This is a genomic window from Bradyrhizobium prioriisuperbiae (assembly GCF_032397745.1).
Lineage (GTDB): Bacteria > Pseudomonadota > Alphaproteobacteria > Rhizobiales > Xanthobacteraceae > Bradyrhizobium_A > Bradyrhizobium_A prioriisuperbiae.
The window spans coordinates 5991677-6008273 of record NZ_CP135921.1; the positions used below are offsets into that span (position 1 = coordinate 5991677).

Here is a 16597-nt window from a genome sequence, read left to right on the forward strand (position 1 = left end):
GAGAGATGGACGCGACCCCCACGATTTTCGACAAGGCCAATCTGCTCGCGCCGGGTTTTGCCGCGCGCGCGGCGCAGCATGATCGTGACGCGAGTTTTCCGTTCGAGAATTTCAGCGAGCTCGCCGACACAGGGCTGCTGGCCCTGACTGTGCCGGCCGCGCAGGGCGGCAGCGGAGCGGGTGCGCGGGAGGCCGCGCGTGTCATCAACATCTTCGGCAAGGCCGATCCGTCGACCGCGCTGGTGCTGTCGATGCACTACATCCATCATCTGACTATCGCCAAAAGTGGCGAGACGGGCCGTCGCTGGCCGGCGCATCTGGCTGGCCTGCTCCAGCGCGAAACCCTCGATGGCGTGGCGCTGATCAACGCATTGCGGGTGGAGCCCGATCTGGGATCGCCCTCACGTGGCGGCCTGCCGGCAACCACAGCCAGGCGCACACCGGACGGATGGCGGATCACCGGCCGCAAGATTTATTCGACCGGAGCGCCGATCCTGAAATGGTATGCGGTCTGGGCCAGCACCGACGAACCGGACGTTCGTGTCGGCATGTTCCTGGTGCCGGCCGGTTTGCCCGGCACGCGCATCATCGAGACCTGGGATCATCTCGGGCTGCGGGCCAGCGGCAGCCATGACGTGGTGTTCGACGACGTGCTGTTTCCGCTCGACCACGAGGTTGACGTGCGCGCGCCGGCGCAATGGCTGGCGCCGGATAATGCGCAGATTGCGATCAACGCGATTCTGGTGGCCGCTGTTTATGACGGCGTCGCCCAGGCGGCGCGGGACTGGCTGGTCGGTTTCCTGAAAACCAGGACGCCCGCCAGTCTCGGTGCGCCGCTGGCGACACTGCCGCGGGCGCAGGAAATCCTCGGCGGCATCGAGGCGCGGCTCGCCGTCAACGCGCGGCTGATCGCCAGTTTTGCCGACGATTATGATCAGGGGCGTGCCTTGACCGCGTCGGAGGCCAATATCGTCAAGCTGACCGTGACCAACAATGCGGTGGCCGCTGTGGAAGGCGCCCTCTCGCTCACCAGTAACCATGGCCTGAGCCGAACCAACCCCTTGGAGCGGCATTATCGCGACGTGCTGTGCGGCCGGGTGCACACGCCGCAGGACGATGCCACCCGGATCACGGCAGGGCGCCTCGCGCTCGGCCTTTAAGCCATCAATCCTATTTTCAGACGGAGCCGTCACATGTCAGTGGAATTCATCGGGTTCATCACCAACAGCAATGCGTCGGAGACCATCGTTCGCGAGGGCCCCGTCCTCGACCGTCATCACATCGAGACGGTGGCGAAGATCCATGAGAACTCCGGGTTCGACCGGGCGCTGCTGGCGTTTCACTCGACCATTCCCGATGCACTACAAGTCGGCCAGCATGTGCTCAGCGTCACCGAAAAGCTCAAGGTGCTGATCGCGCAGCGACCCGGCTTCACCGCGCCGACCCTGCTGGCGCGGCAACTGGCGACCATCGACCAGCTCTGGCACGGCCGTGTCGCGCTGCATGTCATCACCGGCGGCAATGCCACCGAGCTGAAGCAGGACGGCAACACCATCGACGACAAGGACGAGCGTTACGCCCGGACCGACGAATTCCTCGATCTGGTGCGCTCCGAATGGAGCAGCGACAAGCCGTTCAACTACAGCGGAAAATACTATCAGGTCACGAACGGCTTTTCACAGATCAAGCCGTACCGTCCCGAGGGCATTCCCGTGTTTGTCGGCGGCGGTTCTGACGCCGCGATCGAAGTGGCGGGCAAACACGCCGATACGTTCGCGCTGTGGGGCGAATCCTACGCCCAGGTGCGCGATGTGACGTCGCGCGTGCGCGCCGCCGCCGCCAAGCACGGCCGCCCGGCGCCGCGCTTCAGCCTGTCGATCCGGCCGATCCTGGCCGACACCGAAGAGAAGGCCTGGGCCAAGGCGGACGAAATTCTGGCACGCGCCACGGCGCTGCAGGACAAGACCGGTTACCGCCGCCCGGCGGATGGCCACGCCACCGAGGGCGCCAAGCGGTTGCTGGCACTGGCCGACCAGGGTACGCGGATCGACAAGCGGCTGTGGACCGAGATCGCAAAACTCACCGGCGCCAACAGCAACACCACCGCGCTGGTCGGCACGCCGGCGCAGGTCGCGGAGGTGTTCGCCGATTACTACGATCTCGGCGTCAGCCATTTCCTGATCCGCGGCTTCGATCCGCTGGTGGACGCGATTGAGTACGGCCGCGAACTGATCCCGCTGACACGCAAGCTCATTGCCGAGCGCCAGTCGGCGCGGGGAGTGGCCGCCGAATGATCCGCCTTGTTGCGCTCGCGGCATCGCTGCTTGTTGCCGCCACCGTCTCCGCCGCCGCGCAAGTGACGCTGCGCGTCGGCGACCAGAAAGGCAACGCCCAAGCCGTGATGGAAGCGGCCGGCGTGCTCAAGGATGTTCCCTACAAGATCGAGTGGAAGGAGTTTCCCGCCGCCGCGCCGCTGCTGGAGGCGCTCGGCGCCGGCGCGATCGAGGCCGGCCTGGTCGGCGATGCGCCGTTCACGTTCGCAGCTGCCGCCAATATCCCGGTCAAGGCGATCGGTGCCATCCGCCAGTCGCAGGAAGGACTGGCGATCCTGGTGCCCAAAGATTCTCCCATCAATAGTTTCGACGACCTCAAGGGCAAGAAGATCGCGACCGGCCGCGGTTCGATCGGCCATCAGCTGATTCTGGCTGCGCTCGAATCCAAGGCGTTGTCGGTGGACGATGTGCAGATCGTGTTTCTCGCGCCGTCGGATGCCAAGGTCGCTTATACGCGCGGATCGGTTGACGCGTGGTCGACCTGGGAACCCTATGTCAGTCAGGAAGAGGTGCTGTTCGCCTCGCGCCGCGTAATCACGGCGGAAGGCCTGACGCCCGGCCTCAGTTTCGTGGTGGCGCGGCCGGATGCGATCAGCGAGAAGCGGCCGCAACTGGAAGACTTCCTGCGGCGGCAGGCGGCGGCGCGGGTGTGGTCACAGTCGAACGTGGAAGGTTACGCGCAGACCTGGGGCAAGCTGATGAACATTCCGCCCGAGGTGGCGCTGAACTGGCTGCGTCGCGCCAGGATCCGGGTGGCACCGGTCGACGACAGCGTCGTTGCCGGCGAGCAGCAAACCATCGATCTCTACCACCGTGCCGGGCTGATCAAGCAGAAGCTCTACGCCGCCGACATCGTCGACCGCTCGTTCGCGGACGCGATCACAAAGGGGGCGGGCGGCTGAGGCTTTGGGGCCGACGGCGCTGTGTCGGCTGATGCGTGGTCTTGATGGACAGATGCGATTCCATGATGATGTCGATCCGGAACTGGGTCGGTCGGCGTCTGGAATCAATCCCACCATGGAAGAACCATCGCAGCATTGGTCGTCGCGGCTGCCATTCTATTATGGCTGGCTGATCGTCGGCATCGCCTTCGTGACCATGGCTGTCGGCGTCACAGCGCGGACGGCTTTTTCATTGCTGCTGCCGCCGCTGATCGACGAGTTCAAATGGGATCGCGGCGTGGCGGCGGGCGCTTTCTCGTTCGGGTTTCTGGTCTCCGCGGTGGTGAGCCCGGTGGTCGGCCGCGCCATGGATGCCCGTGGGCCGCGGTTCGTGATCCTGATCGGGGTTGTGCTGATGGCCTGCGGCCTGCTGCTCGCGCCCTGGGTGGCGTCGCCCTGGCATCTTTACGCCACGCTCGGTGTTGCCGTCGGCGGCGGCGCCAACATGATGACTTATACGGTGCATTCGCAATTCCTGCCGAACTGGTTCGTGCGCCGGCGCGGCCTTGCCATCAGCGTGGCATTCGCGGGCGCCGGTGTCGGCGCCATCGTGCTGCTGCCATGGCTGCAGCGGATCATTCTGACCGATGGCTGGCGAGCCTCGTGCGTGGCGATGGGGCTTGTCGTTGTGCTGGTGATCGCGCCGCTGACCCTGTTTGTTCGCAAAAGCCCGGCCGATGTCGGCCAGCGTCCGGACGGAGACACAGTGTCACCGGAGGCGGCGGCAACGCGCAGCGCCGCGGCGGTGGTGGATCCGGCGTGGGCTGCGACCGAGTGGACGCTCGCTCGTGCGTTACGCACTTCGCGGTTCTGGTGGATTACACTCGGCTATTTCCTGGCGCTGATCGCCTGGTACGCGGTGCAGGTGCACCAGACCAAGTATCTCATCGAGGTGGGCTTCTCGCCGGTGGTTGCCGCCTGGGCGCTTGGCGCCGTCGCCATCACTGCAATCCCCGGACAGATTCTGCTTGGCGCCTTGTCGGATCGCATCGGCCGGGAGTGGGTGTGGGCGGCGGGCTGCCTCGGGTTTGCCATGTCGTATGCGGCGCTGCTCGGGCTCGAGCAGGCGCAGTCGAATGTGCTGCTTTATACGATGGTGTTCACCCAGGGCTTCCTCGGCTACGCGCTGACATCGGTGATGGGGCCGATTGTCGCCGAAATCTTCGAGGGGCCGCACTTCGGCTCGATCTTCGGCACCATCACCATTGCACTGATCGGCGGCGGTGCCGTCGGGCCCTGGATGGCCGGCGTGATCCACGACGTGACCGGTAGCTACCGGCTTGCGTTTCTGCTGATCATCGGCTGCTGCCTCGTCTCTGCTGTTGCGATCTGGATGGCGGCTCCACGGGGAGTGCGGCTTGTGCCAGGGCGGGCAGGTCGCGCCTGATTCAGGCAAATGCGGGATGCGGCGGCTGCCGGAACATCGTCCACAAGGCAGGCCGGTTTCTGTCACATCACTGTCATCAAAGTCCTGAAAGGTCGCCGCCAACAGACGGGGTTGGTGACAGAAACATGAATTACTTTCAGCGCTTTACGTTCCTCTTTTCGGCTCCGGTGTTCGACGCCGATGATCTTGAAGGCCTGCGCCTTCAGCAGATCATGGCGGCGATCGAACAGATGGGGTTTCAGGTCGTCAAGGCGCGACGCACCGAGGATGCGGAAATCTCGGTTCAGACCGACGCCGCCATCGGCTGCATGGTGGTCGATTGGGGCAAGAAGGGACTGGAGGGCAAGACCGCGTCCCTGATCAACCTGATGCGGCGCCGCGGGCTGGAAATGCCGATCGTGCTGCTGGTGCGGCGCAAGCGGTTCGAGGATATCCCCGTCGAGGTGCTGGATTTCATCGACGGTTATATTTTCCTGGCCGAGGAGACCCCGGAATTCATCGCCAAGAATCTGGTCAGCCGGCTGAAGCAATATGCCGAGACATTGAAGACGCCGTTTTTCGGTGCCCTGACCGACTATGCCGAGGAGGGCAACCAGCTCTGGACCTGCCCGGGGCACAATGGCGGCATCTTCTACAGCCGCAGCCCGATCGGCCGCATCTTCATGGAGCATCTCGGCGAAGCGGTGTTCCGCGACGACCTCGACAATTCCGTGCTCGAGCTCGGCGACCTGCTGGTCCATGAAGGGCCGGCGCTGCAGGCGCAGAAGGAAGCCGCCGCCATCTTCGGCGCCGAGAAAACGTATTTCGTCCTCAATGGCACGTCAGCCTCCAACAAGATCGTGCTCTCCGCACTCGTGGCCGAAGGCGATCTCGTGCTGTTCGACCGCAACAACCACAAGGCCGCCCATCACGGTGCGTTACTGCTCGGCGGCGGCACGCCAGTGTATCTGCCGACAGAGCGTAATGCCTTCGGGTTGATCGGGCCGATCACGCCCGATGCGTTCGACGAGACCCGCATTCGCGAGGCGATCAAGGCCAATCCGCTGGTCAAGGATCCCGAGGCCTGGAAACGCGAACGCCCGTTCCGTGTCGCCGTCATCGAGCAGTGCACCTACGACGGCACCATCTATAATGCCCAGAGCATCCTGGAGCGGATCGGGCATCTCTGCGACTACATCCTGTTCGACGAAGCCTGGGCCGGCTTCATGAAATTCCACCCGATCTATGCCGAACGCTTCGCCATGGGATTGCGTGGTCTCAGCGAAAATTCGCCCGGCATCATTGCCACCCAGTCGACCCACAAGCAGCTCGCGAGTTTTTCGCAGGCCTCCCAGATTCATATCAAGGATCGTCATATCAAGGGGCAGCGCCGGCGCGTCGAGCATCGGCGGTTCAACGAGAGTTTCCTGCAGCACGCCTCGACCTCGCCATTCTATCCGCTGTTCGCATCGCTGGATGTCGGCGCACAGATGATGAAGGGGCGTTCGGGCGAAGTGCTGTGGGATGACACCATCCGGCTCGGCATTGAGCTGCGCAAGAAACTGCGCGCGATCCGCCGCGAATTCGACGAGAAGGAAGCCGATCCCGCCCGCCGCTGGTTCTTCGATCCCTTCGTGCCCGATCGGGTCGCGCTTCCCGACGTGGCGCGGGAAGGTGGCGCTCACAACGTGCCGTGGGAGAGTCTGTCGACCGACCAGCTTGCCAGCAACGCGCGCTTCTGGGAGTTTCTGCCGGATGAAAAATGGCACGGCTTCGGACGGCTGGCACCGGGTCTCGCCATCACCGATCCCAACAAGCTGACCTTGCTGACGCCCGGGCTGGACCGGACCACGGGGGAATATGAACAGCACGGCATTCCCGCGCCGGTGGTCGCGCAGTATCTGCGCGAAAATCGCGTGGTGTGCGAAAAGAACGATCTCAACTCGCTGCTGTTCCTGCTCACGCCGGGCGTCGAATCCAGCAAGGCCGGTACGCTGGTGAGTTCGCTGGTGGCGTTCAAGCGGCAGCACGACGCCAATGCATTGCTCGAAGATGTGATGCCCGAGTTCGTCCGGCGCCGGCCTGCGCGCTATCGTGGCGTCCGGTTGCGCGATCTCTGTGCGGACATGCATGATTTCTATAGCTCGGCGAATGTCAGCGAGCTGCAGCAGGCGCAATTCCGCAGCGAGCATCTCCCCGAACCGGCAATGACGCCGCAGGAAGCGGCGCGCCATCTGACGCGCAACAATGTCGACTACCTGCCGATCGACCAGATCGCGGGACGGATCGCGACAACGCTGTTCGTGGTCTATCCACCGGGCATCGCGACCATCGTCCCGGGGGAACGTTTGACCGAACGCGCCACTCCCATGATTGCCTACCTCAAGGCCTTCGAGCGCGCCGAGAACCTGTTTCCCGGGTTCGGCGCGGAAATCCAGGGCATCTACCGCGAAGTCGAGGCCGGCGGTACAATCCGCTTTCATACCTACGTCGTTCGTGAGACCAGTGATGGCCGCTGAACCGAGCCTTGACCTCCATGATGCGTCCACCGTGCATCCGCTGCCTCAGATCGTCATCCGTCCCTCCCGCGACGATGATGTCGATGCGATGCTGGCGATCTACCGCTATCATGTCCGTCACGGCGTCGAGCCCGGCGCCTTCCAGGTTGCGGAGATGCCACATCCGGACGACCTGAAGCAGCGGCGCAAGAACATGCGCAGCCGCCGGCTGCCGCATATCGTGGCCGAGATCGATGGCGCGGTGGTGGGTTATGCCTATGCCGTGCTATTCCGCAAACGCCCGGCGTATCGCTACACGGCCAAGCATTCGATCTATGTGCATCACGATCATCTGCGCCACGGTGTCGGACGCGCGCTGCTGCCGGCGCTGGTCGATGCCTGCGCTGCTGCGGGCTACCGGCAGTTGATCGGCTATATCGATGGCGTCAACACCGCGTCCATTCGCCTGCATGAAAGCTGCGGCTTCCGGCAGGTCGGTTACCTGCCGGCGATCGGTTACAAGTTCGGGCGCTGGGCCGACACGGTGATGATGCAGCGCTCGCTCGGCGCGGGAGACTCCACGTTACCCGAAGCGGTGGTTCAGTTGCATCCGCCCGGGGCGGGGGACACCTAACTTTACCGGAGCGTATCCCGACGTTTGTGTCGGCTTTTTTCTTCGTCATGGCCGCGCTTGTCGCGGCCATCTCGCTTAGGGACGCAGTGCTCTCCTTATCGGGGCCACCGGAACAAGTCCGGTGGCGACGAAAGAGAGAAACGCATCCGATCCTCAGTGGCCTTCCACCGGTGGCGTCCCGTGGGTGTGGAAGGACTCGATGGTCTTGAGTCCCCAGGCCTGGCCTTTCTTGCGCTCTTCTTCCGTCCACACGATCGGCTTCCAGTCCGGTGCCAGGATCAGCCGTGCGCCGGCATTGGCGACCTCGACGCGATTGCCGCCGGGTTCATAGACATAGAGAAAGAACGTCTGCTGCACCGCGTGCTTGTGCGGCCCCGTCTCGATGTGGATGCCGTTCTCCAGGAAGATGTCGGCGGCGCGCAGGATCTCCTCGCGGCTGTCGAGCGCATAGGTGACGTGGTGGAAGCGCCCCGGCGTGCCGGAATGGTCGCGGGTGTAGGCAAAGTCATAGGTCTTGTTCGAGACCGTCAGCCACATGCCGGCTTCGGTGCCGTCGTTCAGCACGATCTGCTCGGTCAGCCGGCAGCCGAGATAATTTTCGAAGAACAGGCGATTGGCCTTGATGTCGACGGCCAGGCAGTTGAGGTGGTCGAGGCGGCGCACATTGACACCGCGGGCGGGAAAGCGCTGCGCCTGGTTTTTCAGCGCCGGCTTCAAGTCCGGCGGTGGCTGGTACCATTCGGTCTCGTAGTAGAGTTCGACGACGTGGCCGTCGGGATCGCGGCAGCGAAACGACGGGCCGTGCCCGAGATCGCCATCGGTCCAGCCGATGTCGTGGCCTGATCCCTTCAGCGCCGCCACCCGGCGCTCCAGCGCCTGCGGGCTGCGCGCGCGAAACGCCATGTGCTCCATGCCGGACGTCTTCGACGCAGTGAGCTTGAGGGTGTAGCGCTCATAATCATCCCAGGCGCGCAGATAGACCGACTCGTTCTGCCGGCCGCTGACGGTCATGCCCATCACATCGACAAAGAACTTCAGGCTCTCATCCGGCTTCGGTGTCAGCAATTCCATGTGGCCGAGATGGGCCAGATCGAGAATGGGCTCGGGAGGCGGGGTGGAGGTCATGCGCGCTCGCTTTTTGGGGCCTCGGATAAAAGGGGCGTGGCTTATTATTGACAAGACCATATCTTTTGTACAAGTGTACAAATCAATCTGGAGAGGAAATTTGCATGGCGCGGAACCCGAACATGCGGGAAGCGATCCTGAGCGCGGCGGAATTGTTGTTTTCGACCAACGGCTACACCGCCGTGTCGATCCGCGACATCGCCCAGGAGGCTGGCGCCAATCCGGGCAGCGTGACCTACCACTTCAAGAGCAAGGACGGCCTGCTGCTGGAAATCTACAAGCGGCACTGCGGGCCGATGAACCAGCGCCGCATCGAGTTATTGGTCGCAGCCAACCAGGTCCGTGATCCGCAGAACCGGCTGGAGGCGATCGTGCGCGCTTATGTGCTGCCGGCGTTCTCCTCGCGGAGCGATCTCGCCGGCGGCGGCGCGCGGTTCACGCGGCTGCGAGCGGTGATGTCCGCCGAAGGCAATGAAGTGGTGGGGCGCATCATTGCGGAAATTTTCGACGATACGACGCAAGCGTTCATCGCCGCCGTCCAGCAAAGTGTGCCGCATGTGCCGCGCACCACGATCATCTGGCGTTTCCAGTTCCTGCTGGGCGCGCTGTATTACACCCTGATCACGCCCGAGCGGGTGACGCGGCTGTCGCGCGGCGAAGCCGATGGCTCCGACGTGGCTTACGCCATCGAACAGCTCGTGGCCTCGACCGTTGCATCGCTGCAGGCAGACGATGTCGATGAGGAGCTCAAGCCCAAGCTTCCGAAATCCCGCGCAATGCAAAGAGCAAAGGCTGAGTGACGGCACCGTCACCTCCCACGCGTTTTCCGATCGAACACCATCAGAACGAGACAGAGCATGCTGCAGCCGACAATCCCCGGACCCGATCCCGATACGCGTACCCCCAAATTCCGGTTGCCGGCCCTGGCCTGCGATGCCCACACCCACATCTTCGGCCCGCATGCCAAATATCCCTATGCGGAGGGCAGGCCCTATACGCCGCCCGACGCGCCGCTGGAGGACTTCCGCGCCCTGCACAAGAAACTCGGCATCGGCCGTGCTGTCATCGTCAATGCCAGCGTGCACGGCACCGATAACCGCGTCGCGCTCGACGCCATTGCGGAAAGCGGCGGCACGTTCCGCGCGGTGGCCAATATCGACGGCAGCATCACCGAGCGCGACCTGCGCGACCTGCACGAGGGCGGCTTCCGCGGCTGTCGCTTCAACTTTGTCCGGCACCTCGGCGGTGTTCCCGACATGGGCGTGTTTCATCGCATCGTCGCCATGATCGCGGAGCTCGGCTGGCATGTCGACCTGCACTTCGACGCGATCGATTTGCCGGAATATGCCGAGCTGCTGGCGAAGCTGCCGGTGCGCTACACCATCGACCACATGGGGCGGGTGAAGGCATCCGATGGGCTCGACCAACTGCCGTTCCGCACGTTGATCGACCTGATGCAGCGTGACGAGAAATGCTGGGTCAAGGTCTGCGGCTGCGAGCGGGTATCCTCGATCGGCCCGCCATTCCATGATGCGGTGCCGTTCGCGCGCAAGATCGTCGAGACCGCGCCGGAGCGGGTGATCTGGGGCACCGATTGGCCACACCCCAATGTCAAGGCCATGCCGAACGACGGCGACCTGGTTGATCTGATTCCGTTGTTTGCGCCGGAGCCCGCGCTGCAGCAGCAGATCCTGGTCGACAATCCGGCGCGCCTGTTCGAGTTCTGAAACATCAATCAAAAACGAATATGTCAGGGAGAGAGATGTGAGCCTATCGATGACGGAAACGACTGCTGCGCCACGCGCCGGCAAGGCCTGGTGGAAAGAGCTCTGGGCCCAGGTCATGATCGCCATGGCGCTGGGAATCGTACTTGGCATCACGCATCCCGCCTTCGCCACGCAGATGCAGCCGTTCGGCGACGCCTTCATCAAGGCGATCCGCATGCTGATCGCGCCGATCATCTTCTGCACCGTGGTCAACGGCATCGCGCACATGGCTGATATGGCGCGGGTCGGGCGGGTGGCGATCAAGGCGATCATCTATTTCGAAGTCATCACCACCTTCGCGCTGATCATCGGGCTTGTGGCCGTCAATCTCTGGCAGCCCGGCGCCGGCATGAACATCGATCCCGCGACCATCAATGCCAGTGTCATTGAGCCCTATGTCAAGCAGACCTCGGCGGTCGGCTTCGTGCCGTTCCTGATGAACATCATTCCCAACACGTTTGTTGGGGCCTTCTCCGAAGGCCACATCCTGCAGGTGCTGTTCCTGTCAGTAATGTGCGGCTTCTCCCTGATCTGGCTCGGTGAACGTGCCAAGCCGATGACCGATGTGATCGACGTCGGCGCCAAGATGGTGTTCGGCCTGGTCAAGATCGTGATGTGGGCGGCGCCGCTGGGCGCCTTCGGCGCCATTGCCTTCACCGTCGGCAAGTTCGGCGTCGGCTCGCTGTCGTCGCTGGGCAAGCTGATCGGCGGTTTCTACGTCACCTGCATCATCTTCATCGCGCTGGTGCTTGGCCCGGTGGCCGCTTTCTGCGGCTTCAACCTGCTGAAACTGATTCGCTACATCTGGGAAGAACTGCTGGTCTGCATCGCCACCACGTCGTCGGAAACCGTGCTGCCGCGGATGCTGACCAAGCTGGAGGCGCTGGGCTGCGAGAAGAGCGTGGTCGGTCTGGTGATCCCGACCGGCTATTCCTTCAACCTTGACGGCACCTGTCTTTATCTGGCGACCGCGTCGGTGTTCCTGGCGCAGGCCACCAACACCCATTTCGATCTCAGCCACCAGATCGGCCTGCTGCTGATCCTGCTCGTTACTTCGAAAGGGGCGGCCGGCATCGCAGGGGCGGCCTTCGTGGTGCTGGCGGCGACACTGGCTGCGGGCGGCACCATCCCGGTCGCCAGTGTGGCGCTGGTGCTCGGCGTGCACCGGCTGATGTCGCAGGCGCTGACCCCGACCAATCTGGTCGGCAATGCGGTCGCGACCATCGTGATCGCGAAGTGGGAAAATGCACTGGATACGGCGCGGATGCGGCAGGTGCTCGACGGCAAGCCCGTGCCTGCCGCGTAATCGGATCATGGTTTGGCCGTCACGAGCGGCCTGGGAGTAAAGAAAGGAAACATCATGGCTGCTGGAAAAACCGGCCTCGTGGTCACGGCGCATCCCGGCGACTTCGTCTGGCGGGCGGGCGGCGCGATCGCGCTCCACGTCAAGAAGGGCTACCGCGTCAAGATCGTCTGTCTCTCGTTCGGTGAACGCGGCGAAAGCCAGTTCGCCTGGAAGGAGGCCGGCGCCACCCTTGAGAAGGTCAAGGCGGGCCGGCGCGACGAAGCGGAGCGGGCGGCCGCGGTGCTCGGCGCGGAGATCGAGTTCTTCGACACCGGCGATTATCCGCTGCGGCTCAAGGAAGCCCATTTCGACCGGATGGTCGACATCTACAGAGAGACCAGTCCGTCGTTCGTGCTGACCCATGCCCTGGAAGATCCCTATAATTTCGACCATCCCAACGCGGCGCACTTCGCGCAGGAGACCCGGGTGGTCGCGCAGGCGATGGGGCACAAGCCCGGCGCGAAATACACCTATGCCGCGCCGCCGGTGTTCCTGTTTGAGCCGCACCAGCCCGAACAGTGCAATTTCAAGCCGCAGGTCATCCTCAACATCGACGAGGTCTGGGACCTGAAGCGCAAGGCCTTCGAGGTCCTGGCTGCGCAGAAACACCTTTGGGAGTACTACACCCGTGTTGCACTCAATCGCGGTGTGCAAGGTGGTCGCAACGCCGGCACGCCGATGACCTATGGCGAAGCCTATCAGCGGCTGTTCCCGTCCGTGGTGGGAGAACTGGCATGAAGACCGTGGTGGTGCGTAACATTCCGCGCGCGGACGAGGCGACGATCCAGACATTGGCCGGTGTCGGCGTGTCGACGGCGCATGAGGCGTTCGGCCGTTTCGGGCTGATGAAGCCGTACATGCGGCCGATCTGGGCCGATGCGGAAGTTGCCGGCAGTGCCGTGACGGTGCTGGCGCAGCCCGGCGACAACTGGATGCTGCATGTCGCCGTCGAACAGTGCCGCAAGGGCGACATCCTGGTGGTCGGCTGCACCACCGAGAACACCGACGGCATGTTTGGCGAGCTGCTGGCTACCTCGCTGATCGCGCGCGGGGTGGTGGGACTGGTGATCGATGCGGGGTGCCGCGACGTCAAGGCGCTGACCAGGCTCGGCTTCCCGGTATGGTCGCGGGCGGTCTCGGCGAAAGGCACGGTGAAGGCGACGCTCGGCGCAGTCAACGTTCCGGTGGTCTGCGCCGGTGCGCTGGTCACGCCCGGCGATGTTGTCGTCGCCGACGACGATGGTGTGGTGGTGATCCCGCGGGCGCAGGCAGCCGAGGTCGCGACCAAGGCCGCCAAGCGCAATGCCGACGAGGACGGCAAGCGCAAGCGGCTCGCGTCCGGCGAACTCGGCCTCGACATGTACAACATGCGCGAAGCGCTGCAGAAGGCCGGCCTTGTCTATGTCGACAAGCCGGAAGACGTGTAACGGGCAAGGTGTGGTGATGAACAGATGTCTGCGGGCTGGAGTCGCGATCCTGCTGCTCCTCACGGGGGGCGGTCTTGCATCGGCGGAGACCTTTCCGTCGCGCCCGGTGCATATCCTGGTGCCCTATGCCGCCGGCGGTGCTGTCGACATCATCGCGCGAACCCTGGGCGATGTGCTGGCGAAGACCTGGGGCCAGCAGCCGGTGATCGACAACCGGCCGGGGGCCGGCGGCATCATTGCCTCCCAGGCATTGGTGCAGTCGGCGCCGGACGGTTACACCCTGATCCTGGTGGCCAGCGGCCATCCCCTGAACCAGTTTTTCTATTCAAAGCTGCCCTACGACACCTTCAAGGATTTCACGCCGATCACCGAGGTGGGCTATTCGCCGCTGGCCGTCGTTGTCGACAGCAAGACATCGACCAGGGATCTCAGTGCTCTCCTGGCCGACATGCGGCAGAAGCCGGATGCGTTTTCCTACGCGACGTCAGGCATTGGAACATCGGCGCATCTGGCCGGCGAACTGCTCAAGCACATGGCTAAGGTGCAGATGACCATGGTGCCGTATCGCGGCGGCGCGCCGGCGGTGACCGCGGTGCTGTCCGGTGACGTGCCGCTGGCCATCAATCCACTGGCGGAGATCCTGAGCCAGGTCGAGGGCAAGAATCTGCGAGCGCTGGCGGTGACCACCAAGACTCGCTCGAGTGTTCTGCCTGATGTACCGACGGTCACCGAACAGGGTGTGCCCGGCTACGACGCCGCGGTGTGGTGGGGATTCCTGGGCCCCAAGGGCATGCCGGCCGATCTCGTCGATCGTCTCAACCGCGACCTCATCGCGGCGCTGCGCACGCCGTCGGTGGTGGAACGGCTGAAAAGCCTCGGCGCCGAGCCGGTCGGCAGTTCACCCGCCGAATTCGACGCCTATATGCGTGCCGAGGCCGAGCGTTGGGAGCCGATCCTGAAGGACGCCAACATCAAGATGCAATGATGGGATTCTTTGGAGTGCGGGGATGACGTCTGACCCCAAACGATTGCGGACGTTGCTGGGCGATCATCCGGGGACGGCTGCGCTCAAGAGTGGCCAGCTAGTCTCGGATCGCGTCGCACTGGAGTTCGCTGCCTATTCGCCGACCAACAAGGGCTTCAAGCCGATGGTCAGGGAGCAGGCGTTCGACGTCTCGGAAATGGCCATCGTCACCTATCTGATGGCGAGGGATCACGGCAAGCCGATGGTGCTGTTGCCGGCCACCGTGATGGGGCGCTTCCAGCACAGCTACGCGCTTTATCACGCCGAGCGCGGACCGCTGACGCCGGCGGATCTTCCCGGCAAGCGCGTCGGCATCCGTTCGTTCACCACCACCACCGGCGCATGGGTGCGCGGTATGCTGGCCGGCGACTACGGCGTCGACCTCGATCGTATCAAGTGGATCACCTTCGAGGATCCGCACGTCGCTGAATACGAGGATACGACTGAGCGAGCGCCCGTGGGCAAGAACATCATCCAGATGCTGCTCGACGGCGAGCTCGATGCGGTGGTTGGAGAGGTGTCCAGCGACCCCCGGCTGAAGCCTTTGTTCGCCGATCCGGAGGCCGAGGCCAGGGCTTGGTACGCCAAGCATGGTGTGGTGCCGATCAATCACGTTGTGGTTGTCAGCGAGGCACTGAACGACAGCGATCCGGACGCCGTCCGCGAGGTCTACCGGCTGCTGAAGCAGTCCAAGGCGCTCGCAGCGCCGTCGCAACCGGAGGCCACGCCGTTCGGCATCGCGGCGATGCGGCCGTCGCTGCAACTGATCATTGACTATGCCGCGCAGCAGGATCTGATCTCGCGGCGCTTTACGGTGGACGAGCTGTTCAGCGACCTGACCCGGAGCCTCAGCTGATCGTAACGGGCGCGGGCAGAGCGTTGCGATCAAGCAACGCGCCCTGGGCGATCAGCCTCTTGCGTACGGCTGAGACGTCGACCGTGCCGCTGCCGGCGAGCCCTGCGGCAGCCACGCCCGCGGCCTGTCCCGTCGCGAACGCCGTTCCCATGACCCGGATCGAGGCGCCGGCATTGCGGTCGCCGTCAGCGGTACGGCCCGCTGCGAACAGGTTGAGCGTGTCAACACTCATCAGGCAGTGCAGCGGGATGTCGTAGGCGCCACCGTTCGGCGGCATATGCATGGTGCTGACGAAGGTGGTGCGGTCATGCCATTCCACGCCCCAGGCACCGAGCGCGATGGTGTCGGGCTGCCGGACATCGTCGATGACCTCCTGCCAGGTCAATTGCCTCACCGAATTGATGTGACGGGATTCCCGGGTACCGAAATCGGGGCCGGTTGCGACGAGAAAGGCCTTTTCGCAGCCGGGGATGGTGCGAAGAATCTCCAGATAGACCCAGGCTTGCTCGCGACCGAACATTTCGGCGCGCGACAGGCTGGCGTTGTCGCGAGGGTCGTAATCGGCTGACGCCAGATAACAGACGATATCGCCGGAACCGGGCAGGCGGCTGACCACACTGCGGTCCTTGGTAATCGGGCCGACGCCGCGACTGCGCGCGCTTTCGACCGCGTTGAGCACCACGTCGGCCGTGATCTGTGCGTCCGGTGCGATGCCGCCAAAACGCGTGCCCAGCGTGCCGAGATTGACGTCGCCATGGTTGCCATAACGCGTGCTGGCGCCGCTGAAGGCTGCGAGGTCGCAGTCGCCGGTGGCATCGATGAAGGTCTTGCCGCGCACCGTATGGGCGCCGCCATGGTCGTAATAGGTGACGGAAGTGATACGGTCGCCCTCGCGTTGCGCGCTGCCGACAAAGGCATGCAGCGCCACCTCGAGATCGGCCTCGGTGCAGACCTCGTCGAGGGCGCGCTTGGTTGCCTCGGGATCGATCACGACAAAAACGCCGCGATGACGCTTTGGCGTGGTGATACCGCCAAGCCGGCGCAGTTTGGCCACGACGTCTTCGGCGACACCGAACACTGCCTGCTGCGGACGCTCGCCCAAGGTGTAGAGGCCGCAATAGGTCAGCACGTTGCGCATGGTCGATGCGCCGCCGAGGCAACCGGCGCTTTCGATCAGCAGGGTGCGGGCGCCGGTGCGACGTGCACCCACGGCGGCGCCGACCCCGGCGCTGCCGCCGCCAACCACAATGACGTCATAGAGCTCCGCCGACTGCGTCATGTC

General features: G+C 64.0%; 15 protein-coding genes. 13 read left to right on the plus strand and 2 right to left on the minus strand.

The window, feature by feature from the left end; translation table 11 throughout:
- The first annotated feature begins 5 nt into the window (after positions 1-5).
- The 6 genes from RS897_RS28430 (at position 6) to RS897_RS28455 (ending at position 7772) form a co-directional block, all read left to right on the plus strand.
- On the plus strand, positions 6-1160 hold the full coding sequence (locus RS897_RS28430) for an acyl-CoA dehydrogenase family protein (protein WP_315832030.1): 1155 nt from the start codon (positions 6-8) through the stop codon (positions 1158-1160).
- 33 nt (positions 1161-1193) lie between these two features.
- Positions 1194-2294: an LLM class flavin-dependent oxidoreductase gene (locus RS897_RS28435; protein ID WP_315832031.1), complete on the plus strand. Its 1101-nt coding sequence runs from the start codon at positions 1194-1196 to the stop codon at positions 2292-2294.
- Entirely contained in the window at positions 2291-3235 is a 945-nt protein-coding gene (locus tag RS897_RS28440) for an ABC transporter substrate-binding protein (RefSeq protein WP_315832032.1), read from the plus strand. Before RS897_RS28435 ends, RS897_RS28440 begins: the two co-directional genes overlap by 4 nt.
- 115 nt (positions 3236-3350) lie before the next feature.
- Entirely contained in the window at positions 3351-4661 is a 1311-nt protein-coding gene (locus RS897_RS28445) for an MFS transporter (protein WP_315838766.1), read from the plus strand.
- 125 nt (positions 4662-4786) lie between these two features.
- Positions 4787-7159: an Orn/Lys/Arg family decarboxylase gene (locus tag RS897_RS28450; protein WP_315832033.1), complete on the plus strand. Its 2373-nt coding sequence runs from the start codon at positions 4787-4789 to the stop codon at positions 7157-7159.
- Positions 7149-7772: a GNAT family N-acetyltransferase gene (locus RS897_RS28455; RefSeq protein ID WP_315832034.1), complete on the plus strand. Its 624-nt coding sequence runs from the start codon at positions 7149-7151 to the stop codon at positions 7770-7772. Before RS897_RS28450 ends, RS897_RS28455 begins: the two co-directional genes overlap by 11 nt.
- 153 nt (positions 7773-7925) lie before the next feature.
- Here the strand turns inward: RS897_RS28455 and RS897_RS28460 are convergent, their stop codons facing one another.
- Complete coding sequence (locus RS897_RS28460; RefSeq protein ID WP_315832035.1) at positions 7926-8897, minus strand: catechol 2,3-dioxygenase; 972 nt, start codon at positions 8895-8897, stop codon at positions 7926-7928.
- A 104-nt stretch (positions 8898-9001) separates the two neighbouring features.
- On the opposite strand from RS897_RS28460, the gene RS897_RS28465 reads away from it, so the two are divergent.
- Genes RS897_RS28465 through RS897_RS28495 form a run of 7 tightly spaced genes read left to right on the plus strand, consistent with a single transcriptional unit; the run spans position 9002 to position 15315 of the window.
- Positions 9002-9697 (plus strand): TetR/AcrR family transcriptional regulator, encoded by a 696-nt coding sequence (locus RS897_RS28465; protein ID WP_315832036.1) that lies wholly within the window; start codon positions 9002-9004, stop codon positions 9695-9697.
- 57 nt (positions 9698-9754) lie between these two features.
- Entirely contained in the window at positions 9755-10624 is an 870-nt protein-coding gene (locus tag RS897_RS28470; RefSeq protein WP_315832037.1) for an amidohydrolase family protein, read from the plus strand.
- A gap of 49 nt (positions 10625-10673) precedes the next feature.
- Entirely contained in the window at positions 10674-11969 is a 1296-nt protein-coding gene (dctA, locus tag RS897_RS28475) for a C4-dicarboxylate transporter DctA (RefSeq protein ID WP_315832038.1), read from the plus strand.
- A 54-nt stretch (positions 11970-12023) separates the two neighbouring features.
- The gene (locus tag RS897_RS28480) at positions 12024-12746 is read left to right on the plus strand and encodes a PIG-L deacetylase family protein (RefSeq protein WP_315832039.1); all 723 of its coding nucleotides are present in this window, start codon (positions 12024-12026) and stop codon (positions 12744-12746) included.
- Positions 12743-13435, plus strand: coding sequence for a 4-carboxy-4-hydroxy-2-oxoadipate aldolase/oxaloacetate decarboxylase (locus RS897_RS28485; protein ID WP_315832040.1), 693 nt, complete (start codon positions 12743-12745; stop codon positions 13433-13435). The genes RS897_RS28480 and RS897_RS28485 overlap by 4 nt, the downstream gene beginning before the upstream one ends.
- Before the next feature lie 16 nt (positions 13436-13451).
- On the plus strand, positions 13452-14420 hold the full coding sequence (locus tag RS897_RS28490) for a Bug family tripartite tricarboxylate transporter substrate binding protein (protein WP_315832041.1): 969 nt from the start codon (positions 13452-13454) through the stop codon (positions 14418-14420).
- A gap of 22 nt (positions 14421-14442) precedes the next feature.
- A complete protein-coding gene (locus RS897_RS28495) occupies positions 14443-15315 on the plus strand; it encodes a substrate-binding domain-containing protein (protein WP_315832042.1) in 873 nt (290 codons plus the stop codon).
- Here RS897_RS28495 and RS897_RS28500 read toward each other — a convergent pair.
- On the minus strand, positions 15308-16594 hold the full coding sequence (locus tag RS897_RS28500; protein WP_315832043.1) for an FAD-dependent oxidoreductase: 1287 nt from the start codon (positions 16592-16594) through the stop codon (positions 15308-15310). The genes RS897_RS28495 and RS897_RS28500 overlap by 8 nt on opposite strands.
- Between the last annotated feature and the right edge of the window lie 3 nt (positions 16595-16597).

Coding starts and splice junctions, on each gene's coding strand:
- RS897_RS28430 (WP_315832030.1), top strand. CDS start 6: ATGGACGCGACCCCCACGATTTTCGACAAGGCCAATCTGCTCGCGCCG.
- RS897_RS28435 (WP_315832031.1), top strand. CDS start 1,194: ATGTCAGTGGAATTCATCGGGTTCATCACCAACAGCAATGCGTCGGAG.
- RS897_RS28440 (WP_315832032.1), top strand. CDS start 2,291: ATGATCCGCCTTGTTGCGCTCGCGGCATCGCTGCTTGTTGCCGCCACC.
- RS897_RS28445 (WP_315838766.1), top strand. CDS start 3,351: ATGGAAGAACCATCGCAGCATTGGTCGTCGCGGCTGCCATTCTATTAT.
- RS897_RS28450 (WP_315832033.1), top strand. CDS start 4,787: ATGAATTACTTTCAGCGCTTTACGTTCCTCTTTTCGGCTCCGGTGTTC.
- RS897_RS28455 (WP_315832034.1), top strand. CDS start 7,149: ATGGCCGCTGAACCGAGCCTTGACCTCCATGATGCGTCCACCGTGCAT.
- RS897_RS28460 (WP_315832035.1), bottom strand. CDS start 8,897: ATGACCTCCACCCCGCCTCCCGAGCCCATTCTCGATCTGGCCCATCTC.
- RS897_RS28465 (WP_315832036.1), top strand. CDS start 9,002: ATGGCGCGGAACCCGAACATGCGGGAAGCGATCCTGAGCGCGGCGGAA.
- RS897_RS28470 (WP_315832037.1), top strand. CDS start 9,755: ATGCTGCAGCCGACAATCCCCGGACCCGATCCCGATACGCGTACCCCC.
- dctA (WP_315832038.1), top strand. CDS start 10,674: ATGACGGAAACGACTGCTGCGCCACGCGCCGGCAAGGCCTGGTGGAAA.
- RS897_RS28480 (WP_315832039.1), top strand. CDS start 12,024: ATGGCTGCTGGAAAAACCGGCCTCGTGGTCACGGCGCATCCCGGCGAC.
- RS897_RS28485 (WP_315832040.1), top strand. CDS start 12,743: ATGAAGACCGTGGTGGTGCGTAACATTCCGCGCGCGGACGAGGCGACG.
- RS897_RS28490 (WP_315832041.1), top strand. CDS start 13,452: ATGAACAGATGTCTGCGGGCTGGAGTCGCGATCCTGCTGCTCCTCACG.
- RS897_RS28495 (WP_315832042.1), top strand. CDS start 14,443: ATGACGTCTGACCCCAAACGATTGCGGACGTTGCTGGGCGATCATCCG.
- RS897_RS28500 (WP_315832043.1), bottom strand. CDS start 16,594: ATGACGCAGTCGGCGGAGCTCTATGACGTCATTGTGGTTGGCGGCGGC.